Origin of the sequence: Streptomyces sp. NPDC005775 (assembly GCF_042871565.1) — a bacterium.
Classification (GTDB): Bacteria; Actinomycetota; Actinomycetes; order Streptomycetales; family Streptomycetaceae; genus Streptomyces.
This window is the reverse complement of record NZ_JBIAIU010000004.1, coordinates 472,009-498,635: the sequence shown is the minus strand read 5'-3', so window position 1 is coordinate 498,635 and position 26,627 is coordinate 472,009. Positions and strand designations below refer to the sequence as shown.

21 protein-coding genes are annotated in these 26,627 nt (G+C 72.3%); 14 read left to right on the top strand and 7 right to left on the bottom strand.

Annotation, left to right across the window (positions count from 1 at the left end; genetic code table 11):
• The first annotated feature begins 15 nt into the window (after positions 1–15).
• The 3 genes from ACFYPA_RS12625 to ACFYPA_RS12615 all read left to right on the top strand — a co-directional run bounded on the left by ACFYPA_RS12625 (position 16) and on the right by ACFYPA_RS12615 (position 3,291).
• Positions 16–1,737, top strand: a complete 1,722-nt coding sequence (locus ACFYPA_RS12625; RefSeq protein ID WP_359081391.1) for an ATP-binding cassette domain-containing protein — start codon at positions 16–18, stop codon at positions 1,735–1,737.
• Positions 1,734–2,561, top strand: coding sequence for an ECF transporter S component (locus tag ACFYPA_RS12620; protein WP_359081393.1), 828 nt, complete (start codon positions 1,734–1,736; stop codon positions 2,559–2,561). The genes ACFYPA_RS12625 and ACFYPA_RS12620 overlap by 4 nt, the downstream gene beginning before the upstream one ends.
• Positions 2,562–2,865: 304 nt before the next feature.
• Positions 2,866–3,291: a transglycosylase SLT domain-containing protein gene (locus ACFYPA_RS12615; protein ID WP_359081395.1), complete on the top strand. Its 426-nt coding sequence runs from the start codon at positions 2,866–2,868 to the stop codon at positions 3,289–3,291.
• A gap of 78 nt (positions 3,292–3,369) precedes the next feature.
• On the opposite strand, the gene ACFYPA_RS12610 is transcribed toward ACFYPA_RS12615, so the two are convergent.
• Positions 3,370–4,656, bottom strand: a complete 1,287-nt coding sequence (locus ACFYPA_RS12610) for an alpha/beta hydrolase (RefSeq protein ID WP_359081396.1) — start codon at positions 4,654–4,656, stop codon at positions 3,370–3,372.
• A gap of 242 nt (positions 4,657–4,898) precedes the next feature.
• Between ACFYPA_RS12610 and ACFYPA_RS12605 the strand changes: the two genes are divergently transcribed.
• Positions 4,899–8,012, top strand: a complete 3,114-nt coding sequence (locus ACFYPA_RS12605) for an alpha-N-acetylglucosaminidase (RefSeq protein WP_389131459.1) — start codon at positions 4,899–4,901, stop codon at positions 8,010–8,012.
• A 106-nt stretch (positions 8,013–8,118) separates the two neighbouring features.
• Here ACFYPA_RS12605 and ACFYPA_RS12600 read toward each other — a convergent pair whose 3' ends face one another.
• Entirely contained in the window at positions 8,119–9,288 is a 1,170-nt protein-coding gene (locus ACFYPA_RS12600; protein WP_359081400.1) for a steroid 3-ketoacyl-CoA thiolase, read from the bottom strand.
• A 315-nt stretch (positions 9,289–9,603) separates the two neighbouring features.
• Here ACFYPA_RS12600 and ACFYPA_RS12595 point away from each other — a divergent pair, with 315 nt between their 5' ends.
• Both ACFYPA_RS12595 and ACFYPA_RS12590 read left to right on the top strand, forming a co-directional pair.
• Positions 9,604–10,854: a cytochrome P450 gene (locus ACFYPA_RS12595; RefSeq protein ID WP_359081402.1), complete on the top strand. Its 1,251-nt coding sequence runs from the start codon at positions 9,604–9,606 to the stop codon at positions 10,852–10,854.
• A gap of 22 nt (positions 10,855–10,876) precedes the next feature.
• On the top strand, positions 10,877–11,965 hold the full coding sequence (locus ACFYPA_RS12590; RefSeq protein ID WP_359081404.1) for an AEC family transporter: 1,089 nt from the start codon (positions 10,877–10,879) through the stop codon (positions 11,963–11,965).
• A gap of 127 nt (positions 11,966–12,092) precedes the next feature.
• On the opposite strand, the gene ACFYPA_RS12585 is transcribed toward ACFYPA_RS12590, so the two are convergent.
• On the bottom strand, positions 12,093–14,099 hold the full coding sequence (locus tag ACFYPA_RS12585; RefSeq protein WP_389131455.1) for a bifunctional glycosyltransferase 87/phosphatase PAP2 family protein: 2,007 nt from the start codon (positions 14,097–14,099) through the stop codon (positions 12,093–12,095).
• A 329-nt stretch (positions 14,100–14,428) separates the two neighbouring features.
• Between ACFYPA_RS12585 and ACFYPA_RS12580 the strand changes: the two genes are divergently transcribed.
• Entirely contained in the window at positions 14,429–15,526 is a 1,098-nt protein-coding gene (locus tag ACFYPA_RS12580) for a DUF2330 domain-containing protein (RefSeq protein ID WP_359081663.1), read from the top strand.
• Positions 15,527–15,651: 125 nt separating this feature from the next.
• Complete coding sequence (locus ACFYPA_RS12575; RefSeq protein ID WP_359081406.1) at positions 15,652–16,128, top strand: GNAT family N-acetyltransferase; 477 nt, start codon at positions 15,652–15,654, stop codon at positions 16,126–16,128.
• A 14-nt stretch (positions 16,129–16,142) separates the two neighbouring features.
• Here ACFYPA_RS12575 and ACFYPA_RS12570 read toward each other — a convergent pair whose 3' ends face one another.
• A complete protein-coding gene (locus ACFYPA_RS12570) occupies positions 16,143–18,209 on the bottom strand; it encodes an MDR family MFS transporter (RefSeq protein ID WP_359081407.1) in 2,067 nt (688 codons plus the stop codon).
• Between the two features lie 135 nt (positions 18,210–18,344).
• Between ACFYPA_RS12570 and ACFYPA_RS12565 the strand changes: the two genes are divergently transcribed.
• Together ACFYPA_RS12565 and ACFYPA_RS12560 are read left to right on the top strand one after the other, a co-directional pair.
• A complete protein-coding gene (locus ACFYPA_RS12565; RefSeq protein WP_359081409.1) occupies positions 18,345–19,442 on the top strand; it encodes a peptidoglycan-binding domain-containing protein in 1,098 nt (365 codons plus the stop codon).
• 178 nt (positions 19,443–19,620) lie between these two features.
• Positions 19,621–20,283, top strand: coding sequence for an HAD-IA family hydrolase (locus ACFYPA_RS12560; RefSeq protein WP_359081411.1), 663 nt, complete (start codon positions 19,621–19,623; stop codon positions 20,281–20,283).
• Between the two features lie 20 nt (positions 20,284–20,303).
• On the opposite strand, the gene ACFYPA_RS12555 is transcribed toward ACFYPA_RS12560, so the two are convergent.
• Complete coding sequence (locus tag ACFYPA_RS12555) at positions 20,304–21,062, bottom strand: ABC transporter permease (RefSeq protein WP_359081412.1); 759 nt, start codon at positions 21,060–21,062, stop codon at positions 20,304–20,306.
• A 305-nt stretch (positions 21,063–21,367) separates the two neighbouring features.
• Between ACFYPA_RS12555 and ACFYPA_RS12550 the strand changes: the two genes are divergently transcribed.
• The 4 genes from ACFYPA_RS12550 (at position 21,368) to ACFYPA_RS12535 (ending at position 25,668) form a co-directional block, all read left to right on the top strand.
• A complete protein-coding gene (locus ACFYPA_RS12550; RefSeq protein ID WP_359081413.1) occupies positions 21,368–22,012 on the top strand; it encodes an HNH endonuclease family protein in 645 nt (214 codons plus the stop codon).
• A 376-nt stretch (positions 22,013–22,388) separates the two neighbouring features.
• The gene (locus ACFYPA_RS12545) at positions 22,389–24,137 is read left to right on the top strand and encodes an alkaline phosphatase D family protein (RefSeq protein ID WP_359081415.1); all 1,749 of its coding nucleotides are present in this window, start codon (positions 22,389–22,391) and stop codon (positions 24,135–24,137) included.
• Between the two features lie 95 nt (positions 24,138–24,232).
• Positions 24,233–24,691 (top strand): DoxX family protein, encoded by a 459-nt coding sequence (locus tag ACFYPA_RS12540; protein WP_359081417.1) that lies wholly within the window; start codon positions 24,233–24,235, stop codon positions 24,689–24,691.
• A 296-nt stretch (positions 24,692–24,987) separates the two neighbouring features.
• Complete coding sequence (locus ACFYPA_RS12535) at positions 24,988–25,668, top strand: VTT domain-containing protein (protein WP_359081419.1); 681 nt, start codon at positions 24,988–24,990, stop codon at positions 25,666–25,668.
• Here the strand turns inward: ACFYPA_RS12535 and ACFYPA_RS12530 are convergent.
• Positions 25,655–25,879: a DUF2277 domain-containing protein gene (locus ACFYPA_RS12530; protein WP_359081421.1), complete on the bottom strand. Its 225-nt coding sequence runs from the start codon at positions 25,877–25,879 to the stop codon at positions 25,655–25,657. The two genes, ACFYPA_RS12535 and ACFYPA_RS12530, sit on opposite strands and share 14 nt — an antisense overlap.
• Positions 25,880–26,013: 134 nt before the next feature.
• Positions 26,014–26,454, bottom strand: a complete 441-nt coding sequence (locus ACFYPA_RS12525) for a hypothetical protein (protein ID WP_359081423.1) — start codon at positions 26,452–26,454, stop codon at positions 26,014–26,016.
• Positions 26,455–26,627: the final 173 nt, after the last annotated feature.

Here is a 26,627-nt window from a genome sequence, read left to right as displayed (position 1 = left end):
CCTCGGAGGAATCAGGTGATCCGGTTCGACGATGTTTCGGTGCAGTACGAGGGGGTGGATCGCCCCACCCTGTCGGGCGTCGACCTGACCGTTCCCGAGGGTGAGCTGGTGCTGCTCGTCGGGCCGTCAGGGGTCGGCAAGTCGACATTGCTGGGTGCCGTGTCCGGACTCGTGCCGCACTTCACCGGCGGCCGGCTGACCGGGCGCGTCACCGTCGACGGGCGCGACACCCGCACCCACAAGCCCCGTGAGCTGGCCGATCTGGTCGGCACCGTGGGCCAGGACCCGCTCTCCCACTTCGTGACGGACACGGTCGAGGACGAGCTGGCGTACGGCATGGAGTCGCTGGGGCTCGCCCCGGACGTCATGCGGCGGCGGGTCGAGGAGACCCTGGACCTGCTGGGTCTGGCCGAACTGCGCGACCGGCCCATCGCCACCCTGTCCGGCGGTCAGCAGCAACGGGTCGCGATCGGTTCGGTGCTCACCCCGCACCCCCGCGTCCTGGTGCTGGACGAGCCGACATCGGCGCTGGACCCCGCGGCCGCCGAGGAGGTCCTCGCGGTGCTGCAACGGCTCGTCCACGACCTGGGGACGACGGTCCTGATGGCGGAGCACCGGCTGGAGCGCGTGGTGCAGTACGCGGACCAGGTCGTCCTGCTGGCGTCACCGGGCGCCGCCCCGGTGATGGGGGCGCCCGCCGAGGTGATGGCCGTCTCGCCGGTGCATCCGCCGGTGGTGGCGCTGGGCCGGCTGGCCGGCTGGGAACCGCTGCCGCTGTCGGTCCGCGATGCCCGGCGGCGGGCGGCGGGGATGCGGGAGCGGCTGGCGGGCGTGACGCCCGGGCCGGTCGGCGGGGCCCGCACCCGGCAGCTCCTTCCGGCGCCGCCTCCCCGTCCCACGCCGCGGCGGGGCGCCCTGGCCCGGCTCTTCGTCCGGGCTCCGCAGGAGACCCCCGGGCCCGTCGCCGCTACCGACACCGCCACCCGCGTCGAGCGCCTCGCCGTGCGGCGCGGTCGCGTCGAGGCGCTGCGCCGGGTGACGCTCACCGTCACCCCGGGCGAGACCGTCGCCCTGATGGGACGCAACGGCGCGGGCAAGTCCACCCTGCTCTCCGCCCTCGTCGGCATGGTCGAACCGACCTCCGGCACCGTGCTCGTCGGCGGCCGCACCCCGCACCGCACCCCGCCGCCCGAGATGGTGCGCCGCGTCGGTCTCGTACCGCAGGAACCGCGCGATCTGCTGTACGCGGACACGGTGGCCGCCGAGTGCGCGGCGGCCGACGCGGACGCGGGCGCCGCGCCGGGCAGCTGCCGGGCGCTGGTCTCGGAGCTGCTGCCGGGTGTCGCGGACGCCACCCATCCCCGTGACCTGTCCGAGGGCCAGCGGCTCGCCCTGGCGCTCGCACTCGTGCTCACCGCCCGCCCCCCGCTGCTGCTCCTGGACGAACCGACCCGCGGTCTGGACTACGCGGCGAAGGCCCGGCTCGTCGGGGTGCTGCGCACGCTGGCGGCCGAGGGCCATGCGATCGTGCTGGCCACGCATGACGTGGAGCTGGCCGCCGAACTGGCCCACCGGGTGGTGATCCTCGCCGACGGAGAGGTCGTCGCGGACGGGCCGACTCCGCAGGTCGTGGTGTCCTCACCCGCGTTCGCCCCCCAGACCGCCAAGATCCTCGCCCCTCAGGAGTGGCTCACCGTGTCGCAGGTGCGCGAGGCACTGGAAGGGGGTGCCGCGTGACCGGCACGACGGAGCGGGGCGCCCGTCCGGTGCGGCTCGGGCCGCGGGCCGTCGCCGCGCTGGTGCTGATCAGCGCGATCGGGGTGGCCGCCTTCGGCTGGCCGCTGCTGGCCGGCCCGGACTCCGGGCTCGCGCACTCGAAGGACGCGCCGTGGCTGTTCGCCGCGCTGCTGCCGCTGCTCGTCGGGGTGGTGGTCGCGATGATCGCGGACGCCGGGCTCGACGCGAAGGCGGTCGCGATGCTGGGGGTGCTGGCCGCGGTCGGGGCCGCGCTGCGCCCGCTGGGGGCGGGCACGGCGGGCCTGGAGCCGATGTTCTTCCTGATGGTGCTGAGCGGGCGGGTGCTCGGACCGGGCTTCGGCTTCGTGCTGGGCTCGGTGACGATGTTCGCCTCCGCGCTCCTGACCGGCGGGGTGGGCCCGTGGATGCCGTTCCAGATGCTCTCGATGGGCTGGTTCGCGATGGGCGCCGGTCTGCTGCCGGGCCCGGACCGGCTGCGCGGGCGCGCCGAGCTGCTGATGCTCGCCGCGTACGGGGCGGTGGCCTCGTTCGCGTACGGAACGATCATGAATCTCTACGGGTGGACCATCGTGCCGGGGCTCGGCTCCGGCATCTCCTTCCGGCCCGGTGACGCGCTGGGCGACAACCTGGTGCGGTTCCTCGCCTACTGCACGGCCACCTCGCTCGGCTGGGACCTGGGCCGGGCCGTGCTCACCGTCGTCCTGACACTGACGGTCGGAACCGCGCTGCTGAAGGCGCTGCGCAGGGCCACGCGGCGTGCGGCCTTCGAGGCCCAGGTCACATTCGGGGCTCCCGGCGAGTGAGGGCACCCACAGGACCTAGGTCCTGTACGAAGCGGGGCCGTAGCCGCAGCGGACTGTCGTCGGCCCCTGCCGCACCCTCTCCGACCTGCTATGGAGCGGTTTGGGGCGGTTCGGGACCTTCGGCCCTGGGTGCGAGGCGGGGTCGTACCGGGGGTCGTTGCGGTGGTTGAACGGCGCGGCTAACACTGGAGACGTCGCCGAGCACCGCAGCGTCCCCCGGAACGGACAGCGGTCAACGCGCAACGGTCCACGCAGGATTCGGGCCGGAGCACGCGACTCCCCCGTACCCGACGTTAGGTTCCCTGTGTCGTTCGCCCGTAACATCCTCGCCCGTCGCAAGTCCGCCGTCGCCGGTGCAGCAGTGCTGCTGGGTGCCTCCGGTGTGGCCCTGGGCGTCTCCCCGGCCATGGCGGCCACCTCCGCCGCGCCGACGTCCGCTGCCGCGAGTGCGCAGGACACGGCGAAGCAGATGATCGGTGACGACGCGCAGTTCCAGTGCTTCAGCAACATCGTGAGCCACGAGAGCGGCTGGAACCCGAGCGCGACCAACGCCTCCTCCGGTGCCTACGGCCTGGTCCAGGCGCTGCCGGGCTCGAAGATGGCGTCCGCCGGCTCCGACTGGCAGACCAACCCCGGCACCCAGATCAAGTGGGGCATGGACTACATGAACTCCCGCTACGGCAGCCCCTGTGGCGCCTGGTCGTTCTGGCAGGCCAACAGCTGGTACTGAGTCCACCCGGACCGGAGCCGGTAACGCCGAGGGCCCTTCACCGCGTGTGTGCGGTGAAGGGCCCTCGGCGTTTCTCCCTCAGCCGCGCGCGGCCTGCGCGTCGAACCAGCGCACGATCTGCGGACCCGACTTCAGGTAGGTGCCGTTGTGGTCGACCCCGCCCTGGTCGACCACCTGCGCCCTCGTCCCGTGCCGGGCCAGATCGGCCGCACAGTCGCGGGCGTTGGCCATGGGCACATCGGTGTCGCCCGCCGCGGAGTAGAGGCGCACCGGCACGTCCGGCTTCCAGGCGCAGGTGCCGTCCTGCGCGCGGACCGCGGCCAGGAGCGCTCCGGTGGGGTGCTGGACCTTCTCGTAGTACGCGTCGGTGAGCAGGTCCTTCAGGGTGGCGGGCAGGACCGAGAAGATCTCCTCCTCGGAGTGGTTCGTGTCGAAGAGCCCCTCGACGACGTCCGCGTACGGCTCGCGGAACGCCTCGGAGGGGTCCTTGTAGAGCGGGTGGATCCGGTTCTGCGCGGTGAGGAAGTACGTCATGTAGAAGATGCCGCTGGTGTCGTTGATCCGGCCGTCGAAGAGTCCGGGCATCTCGGCGTGCTCGATGTCGTACGGGCCGGAGACCGGCGCCAGCGCCCGCAGGGTGAAGTGCCGGTCGGCCCCGTTCTCCAGTGCTCTGCCCAGCGCCATGGCGACCTGGCCGCCCTGCGAGAAGCCGCTCGCGTAGACGTCGCCGGTCAGCGGGCGGCCCAGGCGCTGTGCGGCCGTGCGGGAGGCGCGGAGCATGTCGAGGGACGCGCTGACGGAGGAGGCGGTGTCCATGTACGGGTGGAATCCGGGCCCCTGGCCCAGGCCCAGGTAGTCCGGGGCGGCGACGGCCCGTCCGGCGGAGGCGTGCAGGTACGGGGCGTAGCGGCCGAAGTCCTCGCCGACGGAGGGCGCGTAGTCCCGGTGGACCATCGTGCCGTGGGTGTCGGAGACGAGGTCCAGCCGGTGGGCGCCGCCCACCGGGAGCACGAAGAGACCGGTGGCGGTGGTGGGCGCGCCCTGCGGGGTGACGGTGCGGTAGGTGAGGCGGTAGGCCCGGACGCCGTGCCTGACGGTGCCCGTGTCCATGCCCGCCGTGGCCAGGAAGTGGGTGACATCACCCCGGCCGAGGGTGGCGACGGGCGTCACCGCGAGGAGGGCGCCGCGGCCGGCGCTCCTGCCGTCCGGCTGCCGCACCTCGGCCCGGGGCGCGGGGCCCCGCCGGGCGTCCGCCGCGGCCGGCACGGTGCTCAGTGCGGCGAGGACCACCACGGTGGCGGCAGCCAGAAGGCGTCGTGTGCGGTGCGTCGGGGCGGAGTTGCTCGCGTCGTTTTCCATGAACATGACGCTATGTGGAGCGGTACGGCCCCACCATCGGCGTGCGCCCCCGGCCGGGGGTGCACTTGAGAGCACCATCGGTCCGGGGGCCAACCCTCCTCGGTGCGGCCGGCCGCTGCGCCATCCGGTGGCCTGTCCGAAAGATGTCGGGGACCCGTTGTCGCGCCTGCGTCCCGCTATTAACGTGCGCACCGCAGAATCCGGTTCACCTCTGACGCACCATCCGTGGCGACGACCAAGGAGTGCTCGTGACGCAGCTGTCGAGACGTACACTACTGACCTCGGCCGGAGCGGTGGGCGCGTACGCCGCCCTCGGCACGCAGCTCCCCGCGGTGGCGGGGCCGACGCGCAGGACGGCGGGAACGGCGGCCGCGCGGGCGGCGCTCGGGCGCCTGCTGGGCGGGCACGCCGAGCAGTTCCGGCTCACCCTCCTCGATCCGGCGGACGGCGGCGAGCGCTTCCGGGTCGGTGGGTCGCGGGGGCGAGTCGAGGTCGCCGGGACCAGTCCGGCGGTGATCCTGACCGGTGTGCACTGGTACCTGAAGTACGTGTGCGACGCGGTGATCTCCTGGGCGGGCAGCCAACTCGACCTGCCGGCCGTGCTGCCGGCGCCCGGCCGGCCGCTGGAGCGCGGGGCGACGGTCCCCCACCGGTTCGCCGGCAACGACACGTACGACGGGTACACCGCCCCGTACGCCGACTGGGCCCGCTGGGAGCGGACGCTCGACGTGCTGGCCCTGCACGGCTGCAACGAGGTGTTCCTGACCACGGGGCAGGAGGCCGTGTACCACCGGTGGCTGCAGGAGTTCGGCTACAGCGACGCGGAGGCCAGGGCCTGGATCCCGGCTCCGACCCATCAGCCGTGGTGGCTGCTGCAGAACATGAGCGGGTACGGCGGCCCCGTCAGCCCGGAACTCATCGCCCGCCGGGCCGCGCTGGGCCGCCGGGTCGCCGACCGGCTGCGCGAGCTCGGCATGGCCCCGGTGCTGCCCGGGTACTTCGGCACGGTCCCGGAAGGGTTCAGCGACCGCAACTCCGGCGCGCTGGTCGTCCCGCAGGGCCTCTGGTCGGGATTCCGGCGCCCGGACTGGCTGGACCCGCGCACCGACACCTTCGCCCGGGTCGCCGCGTCCTTCTACCGGCATCAGCGGTCGCTGTTCGACGACGCGCCCTCGTACAAGATGGACATCCTGCACGAGGGCGGCAACGCGGGCGGGGTGGACATCTCCGATGCGGCGCGCGGCATCGAACGCGCGCTGCAGACCGCCCACCCCGGTGCCACCTGGGTGATCATGGGCTGGACCGGCAATCCGCGGCGGGAACTGCTGGACGCGCTGGACAAGACGCACGTCCTGATCGTGGACGGCCGCTCCGAGCTGGACGAGTCCACGGACCGCGAGAAGGAGTGGGGGAACACCCCGTACGCCTTCGGCGCGATCCCGAACTTCGGCGGCCGGACCACCCTCGGCGCGATGGCCCCGGCCTGGACGCGCAAGTTCCCGGCCTGGCGCGACAAGGCGGGGAGCGCGCTGACCGGCACCGCCTATCTGCCGGAGGCCACCGACCGTGATCCGGCCGCCTTCGAGCTGTTCACCGAGCTGGCCTGGCGCGAGGAGACCGTCGACCGGGCCGCCTGGTTCGCGCGCTACGCGCGGTTCCGCTACGGCGGCCGGGACTGCCGGGCCACCGCGGCCTTCGCGGCGCTGCGGGACACCGCGTACGACGTGCAGAGCAGCGACGGCCGCCCGCACGACTCGTTGTTCGCCGCCCGTCCCGACCTGTCGGCGGTCAACGCCACGTACTGGGGCACCACCCAGCTGTCGTTCGACTCGGCGGGCTTCGATCTCGCCTTCGCCGGGCTGCTCGGGGTGCGGGAGCCGCTGCGCCGCTCGGAGGCGTACCGCTTCGACCTGACCGACCTCGCCCGCCAGGCACTCGCCAACCGCTCCCGGCAGTTGCTTCCGCAGCTGCGCGACGCCTACGACCGCGGGGACCGGGACGCGTTCGCCACGCTGTCCGCGCTGTGGCTGAAGCTGATGCGGCTGAGCGAGGAAATGACCGGCGGGCACCGGGCGTTCATGCTCGGCCCATGGCTGGACGAGGCACGGCGGTTTGCGTCCTCGCCCGCCGAGTCCGCCCAACTGGAGCACAGCGCACGCACGTTGATCACCACCTGGGGGGACCGCCCGGCCGCCGACCCGGGAAGACTGGCCAACTACGCCAACCGTGACTGGCAGGGGCTGACCGGCGACTTCCATCTGCCGCAGTGGCAGGGCTATCTGGACGAGATGGCGGACGCGCTCGCCCACGACCGGGCACCGAAGGCCTTCGACTGGTACGCCGTCGAGGAGCCGTGGACCCGCGAGCGCAAGGCCTACCCGCTGCGGGAGCTGAGTGCGAGCGCCGTGCACCGCACCGCGCGCCGGGTGTACGAGACGCTCTCCGCCGCGCCGTACCAGGGCACGGTCACCGTCGGGGCGGACCGCCTCGCCGTGGGGCCGGGCGGCTCGGCCGTCGTCGAGGCCGGTTTCCGCAACGTCAACGGGCTGCGGGCGACGGGGCCCGTCCGCTTCTCCCTCACCGTGCCCGGCCTGGCCATCGAGGCGCGGGGGCCGGTCGAGCAGGACGGGGTGGCGCCGGGCGGCAGCACCGGGGCGAGCTGGCGGGTCACCGCCCCGCCCGCCGCGCCGAAGGAGCCGCTGGAGTCGCATCCGTTCGAGCTGCGGACGGAGTACGGGCCCCGGGGGGAGCGGCCGGTCACGGCGGTGACGCGGGGCCGGATCTACGTGGCGGGGCCGCTCGGCGCGGACTGGCTGACGCACGACGCGAACGACGCGTCGTTCGGCCGGCTCGCCGACCGCTTCGCCATCGACGGGGCGGGGCGCGATCTGTGGGGGTCGACGGCCGAGTTCGGCGCGGTGTACCGGGCGGCGGCCTTCCAGGACGGCGGGTGCGCGACCGTGCGCGTGGACTCCCAGGAGAACACCGGCAACTGGGCGCGGGCCGGGATCGTCGTCCGCAACGCGATGGGGACGGCCGGGTCCCGGGGCTTCCTGAACCTGGCCCTGACCCCGGCCAACGGAGTCGTGGTGTCGTACGACGCCAACGGTGACGGCACCCTGGAGAAGCGGGACTCGGTGCCGGGCGTCACGGGGCCGGTGCTGCTGCGGCTGACGCGGGCCGGCACCGCGTACACGGGCTCCTGCTCGACGGACGGCGGCGTCACCTGGCGGACGCTCGGCGCGGCGACGGTGCCGGGCGCGGCGGCCGTCCAGGACGTGGGGTTCTTCATGACGGCGGCGAACGGCGGGTCCGGACGGCGCGGGAGGGCGGACTTCAGCGGCTGGTCGCTGACGGAGTGACCGGGGGGGTGGGGGCTGCCGCCTGAGCCCCGGTTGGCGGGAGCTGCCACCGCAGCCCTGGTGGGGCGGGGGTTGCCGTCGCAGCCCCCGCCCCACGGGCGGGCCTCTACAGGCGCTGGATGATCGTGCCGGTCGCCAGCGCGCCACCCGCACACATGGTGATCAGTGCGAACTCCTTGTCGCTGCGCTCCAGTTCGTGCAGGGCCGTGGTGATCAGCCGGGCCCCGGTGGCGCCGACCGGGTGGCCGAGGGCGATCGCCCCGCCGTTGACGTTGACCTTCGACAGGTCCTGGTCGAAGACCTGGGCCCAGCTCAGCACGACGGACGCGAAGGCCTCGTTGATCTCCACGATGTCGATGTCCTTGAGCGACATCCCGGCCTTGCCGAGCACCGCGCGGGTCGCGTCGACGGGGCCGTCGAGGTGGAAGTGCGGGTCGGAGCCGACGAGCGCCTGGGCGACGATCCGGGCCCGCGGCTTCAGCTTGAGGGCACGCGCCATCCGCTTGGACGCCCACATGATCGCGCAGGCGCCGTCGGATATCTGGGAGGCGTTGCCCGCGGTGTGGACGGCGGTGGGCATCACGGGTTTGAGCCGGGCGAGCCCCTCCATCGTGGTGTCGCGCAGCCCCTCGTCACGGTCGACGAGCCGCCACATGCCCTGGCCTGCGGCCTGTTCGGCCTCGGTGGTGGGCACCTGGACCGCGTACGTCTCCCGTTTGTAGCGCTCCTCGGCCCAGGCGACCGCCGCCCGCTCCTGCGAGAGGAGGCCGAGCGAGTCGACGTTCTCCCGGGTGAGGCCGCGCCTGCGGGCGATGCGTTCGGCGGCCTCGAACTGGTTGGGCAGGTCGACGTTCCACTCGTCGGGCCACGGCTTGCCCGGCCCGTGCTTGGAGCCGCTGCCCAGCGGCACGCGCGACATCGCCTCGACGCCGCAGCTGATGCCGACGTCGATCACCCCGGCCGCGACCATGTTGGCGACCATGTGGGAGGCCTGCTGCGAGGAGCCGCACTGGCAGTCCACGGTCGTCGCGGCGGTCTCGTACGGAAGTCCCACGGTGAGCCAGGCGTTGCGCGCGGGGTTCATGGACTGCTCGCCGGCGTGGGTGACGGTGCCGCCGACGATCTGTTCGACGCAGTCGGCGTGGATGCCGGTCCGGCCGAGAAGTTCACGGTAGGTCTCACCCAGCAGGTAGGCCGGGTGCAGATTGGCGAGCGCGCCTCCACGCTTGCCGATGGGGGTGCGTACGGCTTCGACGATGACGGGTTCCGCGGCCATGAGCTCGTCCTCTCCTCGCACTTCCGCAGAGGCGTCCCGGCGCCCACGGAAGGAACTAGTACGCGTTCTAGTTCTGCTAGCAGTCTTATGAGGCTTACCCCCGGTACGCAAGGGCCGTGCACGCACCTTGGCCGACCTTCGCCGCCAACGCCCGCCGCAGACTGTCCGGTTCTCCGCCCCTTCACGCAACAGATCCGGCCATGCCCCTTGTCAGTTGTAGAACTCGTTACTACCTTGCGGGCAACTTCTGATGGGTCGTCAGACGCGTTCCGGCGGCTCTCGGACCGACCTGGAGTTCTTGACCTGGAGCTGCCGATGCCCTGCCCCCATCTGCCCGAAGGGTTCGACTTCACCGATCCCGACCTGCTCCACGCCCGGGTGCCGCACCCGGAGTTCACCCTCATGCGGGAGACGGCTCCGGTCTGGTGGTGCACCCAGCCCACCGGAATCTCCGGCTTCGACGACGCGGGCTACTGGGTCGTCACCCGGCACGCGGACGTCAAGTACGTCTCGACCCATCCCGAACTGTTCTCGTCGAACACGAACACCGCCGTGATCCGCTTCAACGAGTCGATCAGCCGGGACCAGATCGACGTCCAGAAGCTGATCATGCTGAACATGGACCCGCCCGAACACACCCGGGTCCGCCAGATCGTCCAGCGCGGCTTCACCCCCCGCGCCATCAGGTCCCTGGAGCAGACGCTGCGCGACCGGGCGCGCTCCATCGTCGAGACGGCCCTCGCCGGGGCCGACGACGAGGGCTCGTTCGACTTCGTCACCAACATCGCCGTGGAACTGCCGCTCCAGGCCATCGCCGAGCTCATCGGCGTACCGCAGGAGGACCGGGCGCGGATCTTCGACTGGTCCAACAAGATGGCCGCGTACGACGATCCGGAGTACGCGATCACCGAGGAGATCGGCGCCGAGGCGGCGATGGAGATCGTCTCCTACTCGATGAACCTGGCGGCGGCGCGCAAGGAGTGCCCGGCCAAGGACATCGTCTCGACGCTGGTCGCCGCCGAGGGCGAGGGCAACCTCTCCTCCGACGAGTTCGGCTTCTTCGTGATCCTGCTCGCCGTGGCCGGCAACGAGACCACCCGCAACGCCATCAGCCACGGCATGCACGCCTTCCTGACCCACCCCGAGCAGTGGGAGCTCTACAAGCGCGAGCGGCCGGAGACCACCGCCGAGGAGATCGTCCGCTGGGCAACCCCCGTGGTCTCCTTCCAGCGGACCGCCACCCAGGACCTCGAACTGGGCGGGCAGCAGATCAAGAAGGGCGACCGGGTCGGGCTGTTCTACTCCTCGGCCAACAACGACCCCGAGGTCTTCGAGAACCCGGAACGGTTCGACATCTCCCGCGACCCGAACCCGCACCTCGGCTTCGGGGGCGGCGGCCCGCACTTCTGCCTGGGCAAGTCCCTGGCCGTGATGGAGATCAACCTGATCTTCAACGCGATCGCGGACGTCCTGCCGGACCTGCGCCTGGTCAGCGACCCGCGACGGCTGCGGTCGGCGTGGCTCAACGGCATCAAACAGCTCCAGGTGAGCACGGCGAAGGCCTGAGGCTCCCCGTACCCCCGTCCGCATGTCGGACAGGGGTACGGGGATCATGGCGGCCATGCATGCGCTCCTCTCCGGCTTCGCCCCCATCTGGATCTTGACCGCCATCGGTTACGCGGCGGCCCGCGGCGGACTCCTCGGGGAGCAGGCGGAGTCGGTGCTCGGCCGGTTCGTCTTCCATGTGGCCATGCCCGCCGCGCTGTTCACCATGGTGTCCTCGTCGCGACCGGGCGCCTTCGCCCATCCGTCGATGGTGGCGTTCGCCGCGGGCACGCTGCTGGTGTCGGCGCTGGGCTACGCGGTGGGCCGGCGCTTCTTCGGCCACGAGAGGGCCGGGGCGGCGGTCAGCGGCATGGCGTCCGGCTACGTCAACTCCGCCAATCTGGGCATCCCGGTCGCGGTGCACGTGCTCGGCGACGCCTCGTTCGTCGCGCAGGTCATCCTGTTCCAGGTGCTGGTGGTCTCGCCCGTGGTCCTGACCCTGCTCGACTCGGGTATGCGGCGCGGCGGGTCGGCCCCCGGTGGGCTGCGCCGGATGCTGACCATGCCCGTACGCAATCCCGTCATCATGGCCTCGATCCTCGGGCTGGCCGTCTCCGCGACGGGGCTGCGGCTGCCGGAAGCCGTCACCCACTCCTGCGACGTGCTCGGCGCCGCGGCCGTGCCGACGGCGCTGATCACGCTGGGCCTGTCCCTGCACGGCGGCCGGGCCGGCGGGACCGGCCGGGTGACGGGGCGGTCGGAAGGCGATGTGGCGGGGCCGGTCACGGGGCGGGCGGAGGTCGGCGTGGCGGGGCCGGTCACGGGCCGGGCGGAGGTCGGCGTGGCGGGGCCGGTCACGGGCCGGGCGGAGGTCGGCGTGGCGGTCGCGCTCAAGACGCTGGTCCAGCCCCTGGTCGGTTTCGTCGTCGCCGGCCCGCTGCTGCACCTCCCGGACCACCAGGTGCTGGCCGTGGTGCTCTGCTCCGCGCTGCCCACGGCACAGAACGCCTACCTCTACGCCCGTGAGTACGGCCTGGACACCGGCCTCGCCCGCAACAGCGTGGTGGCTTCCACCGTCATGTCGATGGTCACGCTGTCGTTCGCCGCCTGGGCGCTCGGGCCGTCCCGCTGACCCGTTGGAGTGGCGGGGGCCGCCGGACGGGCGGATGCTGGGTGGGCGACGATCCACATGCCGAAGGGGTGCCGGGCGACTTCTGCCGCCCGGCACCCCTTCGGCCGTTTCGTGGTCCGCCCCGTCGTCAGGCGCTCTCGGTGACGCGCCCGACGGGTTTCGACAGCGTCGTCGGGGGTGGGTCCAGCGGCTCCCCGTCCCCCGGCTCCCGCAGCCGGCGCGGGCCGGAGAGCGCGTACGTGAGGCCGAAGCCGAGGGCCACCACCGCGGCCCCGCCCACCGCGTCGAGCACCCAGTGGTTTCCCGTCGCGACGATCGCCGAGACCGTGAACAGCGGATGCAGCAGCCCCAGCGCCTTCATCCAGATCTTCGGGGCGAGCATCACGATCACCACCCCGCACCACAGGGACCAGCCGAAGTGCAGCGAGGGCATCGCCGCGTACTGGTTGGTCACCCCGGTCAGCGTGCCGTAGTCGGGCTTCGCGAAGTCCTGGACCCCGTGCACCGTGTCGATGAACCCGAGCCCCGGCATCAGCCGCGGCGGGGCGAGCGGGTAGAGCCAGAAACCGACCAGGGCGAGCAGCGTGGCGAAGCCGATGGAGCTGCGGACCCAGCGGTAGTCCGCGGGGCGGCGTACGTACAGCACGGCCAGGATGGCCAGGGGCACGATGAAGTGGAACGTCGAGTAGTAGTAGTCGAAGAAGTCCCGGAGCCAGCCGATCCTGACGACCGAGTGGTTGACCCAGTGCTCGATGTCGATGTGCAGCCACTGTTCGATCGAGTGGATCTGCCGGCCGTGGTGCTCGGCGGTGGCGCGGCCGGCCGTCGCGGCCAGCCTGACCTGCTGGTAGGCGGAGTAGACGACCCTGATCAGCAGGAGTTCCAGCAGCAGGTTGGGCCGGCTCAGCACCCGCCGCCAGAACGGCAGCAGCGGCACCCGGCTCCAGCGGGCGGCGACCGGGGTCGCGTGGCCGGTGGGGATCGGCTGCTGCCAGTACGGCGAGGTGCGCGGCAGGAACGGGGTGACGCACGCGGCCGCGAGCGCGGCGAGCAGCAGCACGTTGTCGCGGACCGGGAACATCGCCTCGATGTTCGGCAGCAGCATCTTGCCCGGCAGCGTCACGACCAGGATCACGACGGTCGGCCACACCAGCCGGTCCGAGGCCCGTTTGCCGACCCGGCCGACCACGGCGAGAAGCACCCACAGCAGCTGGTGCTGCCAGGCGGTGGGCGCCACGGCGACGGACACGCAGCCGGTCACGGCCGCGGCGAGCAGCAGCTGGCCGTCGCGGGCGTACCGGGCGGCGCGGCGCAGTCCGAGGATGCAGACGGCCGCCGCCAGCACCAGGAAGAGGGCGATCTCCAGGGGGCCCTCCAGACCCAGGCGGAGCAGCGCACCGTGCAGCGACTGGTTGGCGAGGCTGTCGGCCTGGTCGCCGAGCCCGGCGCCCGCGACGTGGTGCACCCAGTACGTCCACGAGTCGTGCGGCATCGCGGCCCAGGCCAGCGCGGTGCAGCCGGCGAAGGCCGCGCCACCGGTGAGTGCGGCGGTGCGTCTCCCGGTCAGCCAGAGCAGGACGGCGAAGAGCAGCACGGTCGGCTGGAGCGCGGCCGCGATCCCGATCAGCACGCCCGAGGCCCGTTCACCGCGGACCGCGAAGAGGCCGACGAGGACCAGGAGGACCGGCAGGATGCTGGTCTGCCCCAGGTGGAGGGCGTTGCGCACCGGCAGCGAGAGCATCAGCAGACTGATGGCGACGGGGGCGGCGAGCAGGGCCGTACGGCGGCTGACGGGGGCGGGCAGGGCGCGGGCCGCGATGATGCCCAGCGCGGCGACGAGCAGCAGCGAGCCGAAGGTCCAGGCGACACCGAGGCTCTGTTCGGCCATGCGGGTCAGTGGCTTGAGCACCAGGCCGGCGAAGGGGGTACCGGTGAAGCTGTCGGTGTCGTACAGCGAACCCGTCACATGGAGCACACCGTTCTCACCGGTCCAGGTCTCCAGGTCGGTGAGGCGTTCGCCGGGCGGCTGCCGCAGCACCACCGCCATCTGTCGCACGGCCAAGGCGGCGACAACCAGCCAGAGCACGGCACGGGCAGCCCCGGTCCTCGCTCCTGTCACCGCGTCTGTGCGCACACTGTGCTCCGCGTTCGCCACGTTGCGCCGACCCTCCCAACGTTTGGTGCCGATTTTCTGTCCGGCATGCTGTGAAACCTTCGCATTGCCCTATGAGGTAGACACAATCAACCCCCTCTTCGCCTGACTGTCACCCCGCTTCTGTCCGAAAGAATGCCCGTCCGGGTGGTGCCGACAGGCCGGAACGGCCGGAACCGGCAGGGGTCTCCGCGCGTCTGAGCCCCTGATCGGTGACCACGGGGAGGACACGGCACATGCGGGGCACGGGGAGAGATCAAGGGGTACGGCAACGGCGGCGCGGGTGGGCGCTGCGCGCGCTGTCCCTGCTCATGCTGGTGTTCTCGGCGCAGCTGGGGTCGCTGATCGCGCCGGCGTACGCGTGCGGCTGCGGGGCCATGGTCGTGGACCGTGACAGCCGGGTGCTGGTCGACCGCGAGACGTCCGTCGTCGGGTGGGACGGCGGCACCGAGCAGATCGTGATGCGGTTCACCGTGCGCGGGAACGCCCCGGAGGCCGCCTGGATCATGCCCGTGCCGCACCGGGCCACGGTCGAGCTCGGTGACGCCTCGCTCTTCTCCGAGCTCCACACCCTGACGGCCCCGGTGACCGCCACGCGGCACTACTTCTGGCCACGTGCGAAGGACTGGCCGTTCGGCGGTTCGGGCAACAGGTCCGGGGACGGCGCCGCCTCTCCCTCGGCCGCCGCCCCGGTCGAGGTGGTGGGCCGGGAGCGGCTCGGGCCGTTCGACGTGGCGCGGCTGACCGCGACCGACCCCGCCGCGCTGGAGGGCTGGCTGACGGAGAACGGCTTCGAACTGCCGGACCGGCTCGCGACGGCACTGCGCCCCTATGTGGAACAGAAGTGGGAGTACGTGGCCGTGCGCCTGGCCCCCCGGGAGTCCGGCGTGCCGTTGCGCGGCACGCTCGACCCGCTGCGGCTGCGTTTCGCCAGCGACCGGCTGGTCTACCCGATGCGCCTGTCCCGGCTCGCCGCGACGCCGCAGTCCCTGGGTCTGTACGTGCTCGCGGCGCACCGCATGGAGCCGCGCGGCACGATCGGCGGAAGCCCGCCCGAGGTGACGTACGCGGACCGGTTCGATGCCGGGCAGGAGAAGGGCGCGTACCCGGCGCTGAGCGCGCTGACGGGCGGGAAGCCGGTGTTCGTCACGGCGATCGACCAGTCGTTCCCGCGGCCGGAGCTGATCGACGGCGACCATGAGCTGCGTGCGGCCGCGGCGGACACCCCGTACCGGACGACGCACTACCGGGACGAGCTGCTGACCGTGGGCGGCGCGCCGGCCTGGGTGCTGTCGCTGCTCGGTGCGGCGCTGGTGGTGGCCGTGGCGCTGCTCCTGGCGCTGCGGGCCCGTCGGCGGCGCCCGGTGGCAGCTCCGCCGCCGGTCACCGTGCCACCGCCGCTGAGGTGAGCGCCGGGTCGGGGCGCGGGAGGCGTGGACGTGCGTACGCCGGGTGAATCGCGGGATGGCGGTCCCGACGTCTGCGCGCGCCAAATCGTTTCTCCTTGATGCCGGGCGCCCGCCAGAATGACCCGATGACGTGGACCGTGACCCCCGAACGCTTCGACTCCCCCGACGCCGCCCAGCTGCGCCGGGACTACTACGACGAGGTGGCCAGCCGCTATTGGGGGCGGCCCGCGACGGCTGAGGAGATCGACGAGGGGCTCACCGACGACGGCGCCGCATTGCTCGTACCGCCGACCGGCGCGTTCGTCGTCGGCCGCTTCGGGGGCGGCGCGGCGGCCTGCGCGGGGCTGATCGTGGTGGAGGCGGGCGTCGCGGAGCTGACCCGGGTCTACGTACGCCCCGGGTCGCGCGGCACGGGCGGCGGCGGGCTGTTGCTCGCGGCCGTCGAGAGCCTGGCACGGGCCGCCGGCGTGCGGCAGATCCGGCTCGACACCCGCAACGACCTGGTCGAGGCGCGCGGTCTGTACGCCAAGCACGGCTACCGCGAGGTCCCGGCCTTCCACCACCGCATGTACGCGGAGCACTGGTTCGCCAAGGAGCTGTAGGGCACCGGGTCTCCTCAGACCGGCGGGTGCTGCGGGTGCCCGGCCGAGTGGTCCCTCTTGGGCGCCGGGGTGTGGGGGCGCTCCTTGCTCGACCCGCTGGTCTCCTTGGTCAGTTCGGACACGAGCGCGACCAGGTCGGTCGGCCGGTCCGGGCCCCACCAGTCGCCCAGCAGCTCGGCCAGGGACTCCTCACGGGCCTGCGAGAGCTTCACCACGGCCTCGGCGCCCGGTTCGGTGAGGACCATCTGCACCCCCACCCGGCGGGCCAGGCCGCGCTCCTCCAACTGCCGGGCGGCGTCGCTGACGACCCGCAGCGGTACGGGGGCGACCTCGGCGAGCCGGGCGGGTTCGATGGTGCCGTGCCGTTTGATGCGCAGCAGCATCCAGCTGGCGGCAGGCAGCAGGTCGTAGCCGGCCCTCTCGGTGATCTTCACGTAGACCTCGCGGCGGCCCTCCCGGGTGGCGAGGACGGAGAGTGCGCGTGCGCACTCGTCGTACGAGGAGCGCTGGACCGGGTTCGACGCCAGGGTCTCGGTGGTGTCGGGGGCGGTCACCGAACCGCGCAGCGGGTCCTCCTTGAGCAGCCAGGCGAAGAGGAAGGCGATCAGGACGACGGGGGCGGCGTACAGGAACACATCGGTGATCGACGTCGAATACGCGTTGAGGACGGGCTGCTGGAGCGCCGGCGGCAGCTGGCCGATGGCGCGCGGGTCGGCGGCCAGCCCCTTGGCGCTGACTCCGGGCGGCAGCGGCCGGTCGGCGAGCGCGGAGCCGAGCTTGTCGGTGAGCCGGCTGGTGAAGATGGTGCCGAAGATCGCGACACCGAACGAGGCGCCGATGGAGCGGAAGAACGTCGCGCCCGAGGTGGCCACGCCGAGGTCCTGGTACGAGACCGCGTTCTGCACGACCAGCACCAGGACCTGCATCACCAGGCCGAGCCCCGCCCCGAAGACGAAGAAGTAGATGCTCATCTCCCAGGTGGGGCTGGTCTCCGTCAGCCGGTGCAGGAGCAGCAGGCCGACCGCGGTGATGCCGGTGCCGAGGATCGGGAAGACCTTCCAGCGGCCCGTACGGCTGACGAGCTGGCCGGACAGCGTCGAGGTGATGAGCAGGCCGAACACCATGGGGAGCATGTGGACGCCGGACATGGTCGGCGTGATGCCGTGCACCACCTGGAGGAACGTCGGCAGATAGGTCATCGCGCCGAACATCGCGAAGCCGATGACGAAGCTGATCACCGCGACGAGGCTGAAGGTCCGGATCCGGAACAGTTTCAGCGGCAGGACGGGTTCGGCCGCGCGCCGCTCCACGAACACGAACGCGATCAGCAGCACCACGCTGAGTACCGCGAGACCGATGATCTTCGCCGAACCCCAGGCCCAGGTGGTGCCGCCGAGTGAGGCGACGAGGACCAGGCAGGTGGCGACGGAGGCGATGAGGAAGGTGCCGAGGTAGTCGATGGTGTGCTTCGTCCGGCGGACCGGGATGTGCAGCACGGCGGCGATCACGGCGAGCGCGACGACCCCGATGGGCAGGTTGATGTAGAAGACCCAGCGCCAGCTGAGGTGCTCGGTGAAGAAGCCGCCGAGGAGCGGTCCGAGGACGCTCGTCGCGCCGAACACGGCGCCGAACAGACCCTGGTACTTGCCGCGTTCACGCGGGGGGACGAGGTCGCCGACGATCGCCATCGACAACACCATCAGACCGCCGCCGCCGAGCCCCTGGAGGGCGCGGAAGCCGATCAGCTGCGGCATGTTCTGGGCGATGCCGCAGAGGGCCGAGCCGATCAGGAAGATGATGATGGCGGTCTGGAAGAGCTTCTTGCGCCCGTACTGGTCGCCGAGCTTGCCCCAGAGCGGGGTCGCGGCGGTCGACGCCAGCAGATAGGCCGTGACCACCCACGACAGGTGCTCCAGGCCGCCGAGGTCGCTGACGATCGTCGGCAGCGCGGTGGAGACGATCGTCTGGTCGAGTGCGGCGAGGAGCATGCCGAGAAGCAGTGCGCCGATCGCCACCAGAACCGACCGCGTGGAGCGCTCGGCGCCGGGGCCCAGGGCCGGGGGGCTCAACTGCTGGGCCATAGAACATCTCCTCGGATCCGATACACCCCCATCCTGTCCGTTCCGCACCGTTATGGCCTGCCGAAGAACTCCATGATTGGGCTTCCCGGCGGCGGGCTGCATAATCGCAAACAGTTCAAGGGGAGGGGACCCACCATGACCGGACATATATGCCCGGAGTGCGGTACGGACAACAGACCGGGCACCGGCCCGGGCTGCGCCTGCGCGGCACGCCCGGCCCACGGCGGTGCCGCCTTCACGCAGCAGCCCGCCGGACCGCACCACCTCGGCGACGAGGAACGGGCCGCCGAGCAGCAGCGCATCGCGGAGCAGCACCACGCCGACCGCTCGGCGGAGATGGCGGCGGCGGAGGACTTCGATCCGCTGCGCATCCGGCCGTACGTGACCCTGGGCGGCGAGGACGCGGCTGCGGCCACCGGCCCGTCGCGGGAGCGGGGGCACGCGGCGGACGGGCAGCCCGGCGACGCCGCCACGACGATGCCGCTGTTCCTTGATCCGGCGGGCCCGGAAACGACCGCTTCGGGCCACACGGCGGCGGGTCTCTCCGGGACCGCACTCCTCATGACCGGCCCGGACCCCGTGCAGCCACGACGTCGGCGGCCCTTCGCGGCGCTGGTCGCGGGGGCGGCCGTCGTCACGGTGGTCGGCACGGCGGCGTTCGTGGGCGGGCTGTTCAACGGGGACAGGGACCAGGAGGCCGACCTGGACCAGGCGCTGCCCTCCACGGTGGCCAGCCTCCCCGAGGAGGGCATCGAGCCGTCGGCGTCCGCGTCGGCGTCCGCTTCCGCGTCGGCCTCGCGGTCGGCCTCCCGCTCGCCGTCCGCGTCGGCTTCGGGGTCCGCGTCCGGCTCCGCGTCGCCGTCGGCGTCGATCTCCGCCTCCCGTTCCGCGTCGCCGTCCACGTCGGCGTCACGGCCGGGCGCCGCGTCGTCCCCGTCGGCCACTGCGGGGAGCAGCGACCCCGCGGCGGTGGCGCCGCCCGCCCAGACACAGGGCGACCCGACGCTGAAGCTCGGAGACTCGGGCCCGGAGGTGGCCGAGCTGCAGCGCAGGCTCCAGGAAGCCTGGGTGCTCGGCCAGGGCCCCACCGACGACACCTACTCGGAGCGGGTCCAGAAGGCCGTGCACGACTTCCAGATCTGGTGGAACGTCCAGGGCGACCCCGAGGGCGTCTACGGCCCGAACACCCGGGCCAAGCTGGAAGGCAACACATCGGGCCGGGGGCGCCACTGACCGCACGGGGCCACCCCTGGCGGCGCAGCGATTCGCTTTCGCGGCCCTGTTTTTGTATCGTGGAGAAACAAAGTGGCCTCCGCGCGCACACCCTGACCGGCGAGCGGGGGCCACTTGTTTCTTTCCCGCGCCGCACATCCCCCCGCGGCGTTCGCTTCCCCCGCTCTGGAGCCCGCCCATGCCGGCCACCGTCCTCACCGCCCGCGCACTCCTCCTCGACATGGACGGCACGCTGGTGAACTCCGACGCCGTCGTGGAGCGCTGCTGGCGGCGCTGGGCGCTGCGCCAGGGCCTGGACCCGGAGGCGGCGCTCAAGGTGGTGCACGGCCGGCAGGGTTACGCCACCATGGCGGTGCTCCTCCCGGACCGCCCCATGGAGGAGAACTACGCGGACAACCGGCTGATGCTCGCCGAGGAGACCGCCGACACCGACGGCGTCGTCCCGATCGGCGGCGCTCCCGCGTTCATGGACGCGATCACCGCGCTCCCGCACGCCCTGGTCACCTCCGCCGACCTGGCTCTGGCCCGGGCCCGGATGACCGCGGCGGGGCTGCGGATGCCGGAGCTCCGCGTCACCGCCGAGAGCGTCGGCGCCAGCAAGCCGGACCCCGAGGGCTTCCTCAAGGGCGCGGCCGGTCTCGGCTTCGCACCGGCGGACTGCATCGTCTTCGAGGACTCCGAGGCGGGCATCGCGGCCGGCCGGGCGGCGGGCATGCGCGTCGTGGGCGTGGGCCCGCGCGCGGCGGCGCTCTCCCCCGACGCCCACGTCGACGACCTGACGCGCATCCGGGTGGAAGCGGCGGCGGACGGCTCGGTCGTGCTGCACGTCAACGAGCGCTAGCCGCATCGGGCCGCAGGGCGTCAGCGCCCCGCGTCCGCTCCCCTCACCTCGCGGTGCAGCCGCCCCCGCGCCACCAGTTCCAGCACGGTCGCGACGGCCGCGGCCTGTACGGCCATCAGGGCCACCAGCACGAACAGCTGTACGGCGCCCGCCTGTACGGGTGAGGCGCCGCCCAGCAGCATGCCCACGAACGCCCCGGGCAGCGTGACGAGCCCCACCGTGCGCGTCTGGTCGAGCCCCGGCAGCAGCGCGTCCGACGCCGCGGGCCGCGCGATCTCCAGCCGTGCGTCACGGTCCAGGAATCCGAGGGCCATCGCCGCTTCCACCTCGCCCCGCCGCACGGTCAGTTCATCGAGTGCCCGGCGGCCGCCGAGCACGGTCGCGGTCAGCGCTCCCCCGATGAGGATGCCCGTCACCGGGATCAGCGCGATGCCCCGCACCGGGACGAGACCGGTGAGCAGCAGCGCGAGGACCACCGGTGCGACCCCCACCCCGATCGGCACGGCCACCCATCGCCACGTGCGGTTTCCCGTGACGCGGCGGCCCGCGGTCCACACGGCCACCGCGTACATCAGCGCGATGAACGCGAACGTCGGCGCGAGGGCGTGGACCACCCAGCCGATGAGCGAGGAGACCGCGGCGAGCTGAACCGCGGCCCGTAGCCCGGCCACGACGATCTCCCGCGAGCGACCGAGGGACGCGACCCGGGCGACGGCGGCGGCCGCCGCGAGCAGCAGCGCCAGGACGACGCCGAGCGTGATGTTGACCGGAAGCAGCACGCCGCCACCATAGGACCGCGCACACCCGGTCTCCCGCCACGAACCGGAATCCCCGGTGCGGGTCGGACCCGCCCCGGCCCACGCCCCACTCGACGGAACCGCCGCCCCCTCGGCTCCCTACGCCCGCGCACGCACTCCGGTACGCCCCCGCACCCCGAACCTCTTCGTCGAACCCCTTGATGTGACGTGCCCATGTCGCCACTCTGTTACCTGGCGCCCACCCCACGGAAACCTGGCGCCGCCACGATGACCGGGCCGCTCTCCGCACGGGCCGTTCAATCACCCCCCACATCATGGGAGTTCACATGTCACGTGTCTACGCGCGTCGCATAGCCGTACTCGCCGCATCCGCCGCCCTCACCGCAACCACCGGACTCCTCACGGCTCCAAGCGCCCAGGCGGCCATGCCCACCCCCGTCTCGGCCTCCACCGCCCGTACGTATCTCGGCGAGCTGACCGTGAAGGCGGAGGGCTCGTCCAGCGGATACAGCAGGGACAAGTTCCCGCACTGGATCACCCAGTCGGGTGCGTGCAACACCCGCGAGGTCGTCCTGAAGCGGGACGGTACGAACGTCTCGCAGGACTCCAGCTGCGCCGCTGTCAGCGGCAGTTGGTACTCGCAGTACGACGGCGCCACCTGGACCGCCGCATCCGACCTGGACATCGACCACATGGTCCCGCTCGCCGAGGCATGGCGCTCCGGCGCCTCCAGCTGGACCAACGCCGAACGCCAGGCGTACGCCAACGACCTGACGCGCCCCCAGCTCATCGCCGTCACGGACAACGTCAACCAGTCCAAGAGCGACCAGGACCCCGCGACGTGGCTGCCCTCGCGCACCGCGTACAAGTGCACGTACGTGCGCGCGTGGGTGCACGTGAAGCACTACTACGACCTGACCGTCGACTCGGCCGAGAAGAGCGCCCTCCAGACCGTGCTCAACGGCTGCTGAACATCCGGCGGCCGGGTCCTTCCCGACCCGGCCGCCCCGACTCGTCGACCGGTACGCGCACTCGGCCGCGGCGGCGGGGACATCACCCACCTCAAGGCATGACCGCCGCACCAGGCCGACCGGGCCCGGTGCGGCGCTCCCGTTCTCCACCCGCGGTTTCCCTGGCCGTCGGGGTTCCTCGGCGCCCGCGCGGCAGCCCGCGAGGCCGAGCAGTGGAAGCCCGCCGCCGACCGGGGAGACATCACCCACCCCCGGAACCGCCCCGCACTCCTCCGTCGTTCCGTACGGTACGAACCGGCCGTACGCATGCGCCGTACGGCACCGCCCATCGGGACCGTCCGGACCGTCCCGTACGGAACGACGCGAGGAGCTTCACATGGCCGGGCTGCGCCTGGGACCACTACTGCGGTACGTCGACTGGGAGACCGCCTCCACAGCGACCGTCTGGGTCGAGGCGGACCGGCCGTGTACGGCCGAAGTCCGGTGCGCGGACGGGGCGTCGGGCTCGTCCCGCACCTTCGCGGTCTCCGGACACCACTACGCCCTGGTGGTGGTGACCGGCCTGACGCCCGGCTCCACCACCCCGTACGAAGTGCTGCTGGACGACCACACGGTGTGGCCGCCCGAGGACTACCCCTTTCCGCCGAGCACGATCACCACGCCGCCCATACCCGGGGCCGCGGACGGCGGGGATGGGTCCGGCCCCGGCACGGTCCGGGTCGCGTTCGGCTCCTGCCGATGGGCGGCGCCGCCCGCCGGCGGCCACCTGTCGGGCCGCAGCGACCCCGTCGGCCCCGACGCCCTGGACGCCCTCGCGACCCGTCTCGCCGCCGACCCCGAGGCCGCACGCCCCGACGTGCTGCTCCTCCTGGGCGACCAGGTGTACGCGGACGAGACCTCGGAGGCGACGCGCCGCAGGCTGGCGGCCCGGCGCGATCTGAACGAAGCGCCGGGGGCCGAGGTGGCGGACTACGACGAATACACCTGCCTGTACGACGAGTCGTGGCGCGACCCCGAGGTGCGGTGGCTGCTCTCGACCGTACCGAGCTGCATGATCTTCGACGATCACGACGTCATCGACGACTGGAACACCAGCGCCGCCTGGCTGGCCGACATCAGCGCCACGTCCTGGTGGAACGAGCGGATCGTCAGCGGGCTGATGTCGTACTGGGTGTACCAGCACCTGGGCAACCTCTCCCCCTCCGAACTCGCCGCGGACCCGCTCCACGCGGCCGTGCACGCCATCCCGGACGGCACGCAGGAGGTGCGCCGTTTCGCGGCCGAGGCAGCCACCGACCCGACCCGCACCCGGTGGAGCTACCGACGTGTTTTCGGCCGAGTACGGCTGCTCATGGTGGACAGCCGCGCGGCCCGGGTCCTCGACGAGCAGCACCGGGCGATGCTCCACCCGCAGGAGGCCCAGTGGCTCCGGGAGGAGGCCCTGTCCGCTCCGGGTTCCTACGACCACCTCCTGATCGGCACCTCGCTGCCGTGGCTGCTGCCGCCCCTGATCCATGACGCGGAGCAGTGGAGCGCGGCACTGTGCCGGGGCGAGCGGGGCGGCGTGGACGGCCGCTGGGCGCGGGTCGGTGAGTTCCTGCGACAACGCTCCGACCTGGAGCATTGGGCGGCCTTCCCCGCATCCTTCCGGCAGTTGACGGAGCTGATCCGGGAGGTGGCCGAGGGGCCGGAGGCTCCGGCGACGGTATGCGTGCTGTCGGGCGATGTGCACCACGCCTACATCGCGGAGCCCGCACCTTCCGCTCCGCCCCCCTCCGGCGCACCAGCGGCTCGCGTTCTCCAGCTGACCTGCTCTCCCGTACACAACTCCATCCCCGCCCCGCTCAGGGGCAGCTTCCGTTTCGCCTGGAGCCGGACGGGACGGCTGCTCGGCCGACTGCTGGCGCGGCACGGCCGCACCGGAACCCCTTCGGTGAGGTGGCAGAGGACGGGTGGGCCGTGGTTCGGCAATCAGCTGATGACGCTCACGATGAGTGGCCGGAAAGCCGCTCTGTCATTGGTTCAGGCCAAGTCGAGGAAGACGGGCACCGCACTGGAGCTGGCCTTCGACCGCCCACTGACCGATGACAGCCCGCCATCTTTCGGCCACTCGACAAAACGTTGAACTTGCAAGTATTGGTGAGGTCTACCTAATCTTTGGCGCTCAGTCGGTTCACGTCCCCACCAGACCGAAGGAGCTCTCCCCACGTGTTTCCCCACATGTACACACGCCTGAATCAGGCCCAGCCCTATGCCCTCGCCCTCTTCCGCATCGTCGTGGGCCTGCTCTTCGCCTGCCACGGTGCCGCCTCGCTCTTCGGCGTCCTCGGCGGCGCCATGGGCGGCGGGTCCATACCCGCAGGCACCTGGCCCGGCTGGTACGCCGCGGTCATCCAGCTCGTCGGCGGCAGCCTCGTCGTGCTGGGCCTGGGCACCCGTATCGCCGCCCTCGTCTCGTCCGGCTCCATGGCGTACGCGTACTTCAAGGTCCACCAGCCCGAGGCGCTCTTCCCCCTGGAGAACGGCGGCGAGCCCTCGGCCGTCTACGCCTGGGCCTTCCTGCTGCTCGTCTTCACCGGTCCCGGGGCCCTGGCCCTGGACCGGCTGTTCAGCTCCCGCACCACCGCTGAGGGCGGCCAGGACCGGGCACCCGAGCCCAGCACACCGGTCGCCGCCTGACCCGACCCCACGCGCCCACCGCACGGGCCCGCGCCGACCGGGCCCCGGGCAGCACCTCGTGCACGACGGGAACCGCTCCCCGCCGTGCACGAGGTACGGGCGCGGAGGCGAGGCAGGTATCGCCGGTACGGGAGCACCGGTGCGCACGTCGTGTCCGTGACGCACGTGAGATGCCCAACATCGCGCATATATATGGATCTCCAGGTGAACGGCAGGCGTACGCTGTACAGCTGAACCTGCCGCTCCTGCCGCTCCCCTGCGACGTCGCGGCGTTGTCATCGATCGGGGAGTAGAAGGTGCTCGAGAGTGTGGGTGCGCTGACCGGCAGCCCATGGATCTACGCCGTGGTCGCCCTCTCCGTGCTGCTCGACGTCTTCCTTCCCGTACTGCCGAGCGGGGTCCTCGTGATCACGGCCGCCACGGCCGCCGCCGCAGGCACCACCACCGTGGCCGCGGACGCTGCCCGTCACGTGACCGAGGTGCCCTCGGTCTTCGCCCTGATCCTCTGCGCGGCCACCGCCTCCGTCCTCGGTGACCTCGCCGCGTACCGGCTGGCCTGGCGCGGCGGCGAGCGCCTGGACCGCGCCATAGCCCGCTCCCGCAGGCTCACCTCGGCGCACGAACGCCTCGGCGCCGCCCTGAGCCGCGGCGGCGGCGTCCTCGTCGTCATCGCGCGCTTCGCCCCGGCCGGCCGCTCGGTCGTCTCGCTGGGCGCGGGCGCCTCGCACCGCAACGTGAAGGAATTCCTGCCGTGGTCCGCCGTGGCAGGCGTGGCCTGGGCGGGTTACAGCGTGGGCCTCGGCTACTTCGGCGCCCACTGGCTCGGGGCGAGCTGGCTGGGCACGGCCCTCTCGGTCCTGGCCCTGTTCGTCGCCGGCGCGTTCGCCGCACTCCTGATGAAGCGCCCCGCGGCAGCCGCGGCCGCGGCTGCCTCCGCCCCCGGACCGGTCTCCGCCTCCGTCCCTACGGCGTCCTGACACCACCCCGTACTTCCAGGCCGTCCAGCAACCGGGCCGTCGCTTCGGCGATCTCGTCGACGGCCCGGTCGAAGACTTCCCTGTTGTGCGCCGCCGGGGCGCGGAAGCCGGACACCTTGCGGACGAACTGCAGGGCGGCGGCACGGACGTCGTCCTCGGTGGCCTCCTCGGGGAGGGCCGGCGGGCGGAGGGTCTTGATGCTTCGGCACATACATCCAGTGTGGACCGCGCCACTGACAACGTCCCGGTGTCCGCCGGCCGGGCCGCGTCCCCCTCGGCGGGCTTCCCCTCCGGCGCCGGGCGGCCGGCCGCGGCGCGGGTCCGGCCCGTTGCCGCCGGTGGCCGTCAGACGACCGCCTTGGATCGGTCCGTGCACAGCGCCCAGATCACGAAGGTGTCGATGGCGAGGGAGACGACGGCCCAGATGGGCTGGTAGGGCAGCCACATGAAGTTGGCGATCATGTTGAGCGCCGCGAGCCCCACACCGATCCCGCGCGCCCAGACCGAGCCCTTGAGGATGCCCCAGCCGACGACGGCGATGATGACCCCGAGGATGAGGTGGATCCACCCCCAGGTCGTCACGTTGAACTCGAAGACGTAGTTGTTGATCCGCGCGTAGACGTCGTCGGACGCTATGCCGGCGATGCCCTTGATCGCCCCCAGCACCCCGTCGACCATCAGCAGGACGCCGGCGAACATGATCCCGCCGGCCGCCCAGGGGTTGACGCCCCCGGGGTGGGCCGAAGGCGGGGAGGAATTGCCCGGTGTGGGCGCGGTCTGTGCCATGAGGACTCCTGGGCCGGTGGAACTGCACGTCAGACCGACCCTGCTCGGCACGATCGGAGGCGGCTACTCGACGGGGCCGAACGGGTGAAGGGAGCGGGGCGTGAACCGGTGCGTACGCACCGGCGCCCCCGGCTCCCGCGCCACGCCACCGGGCCGGCTCCCCGCACTCCCGC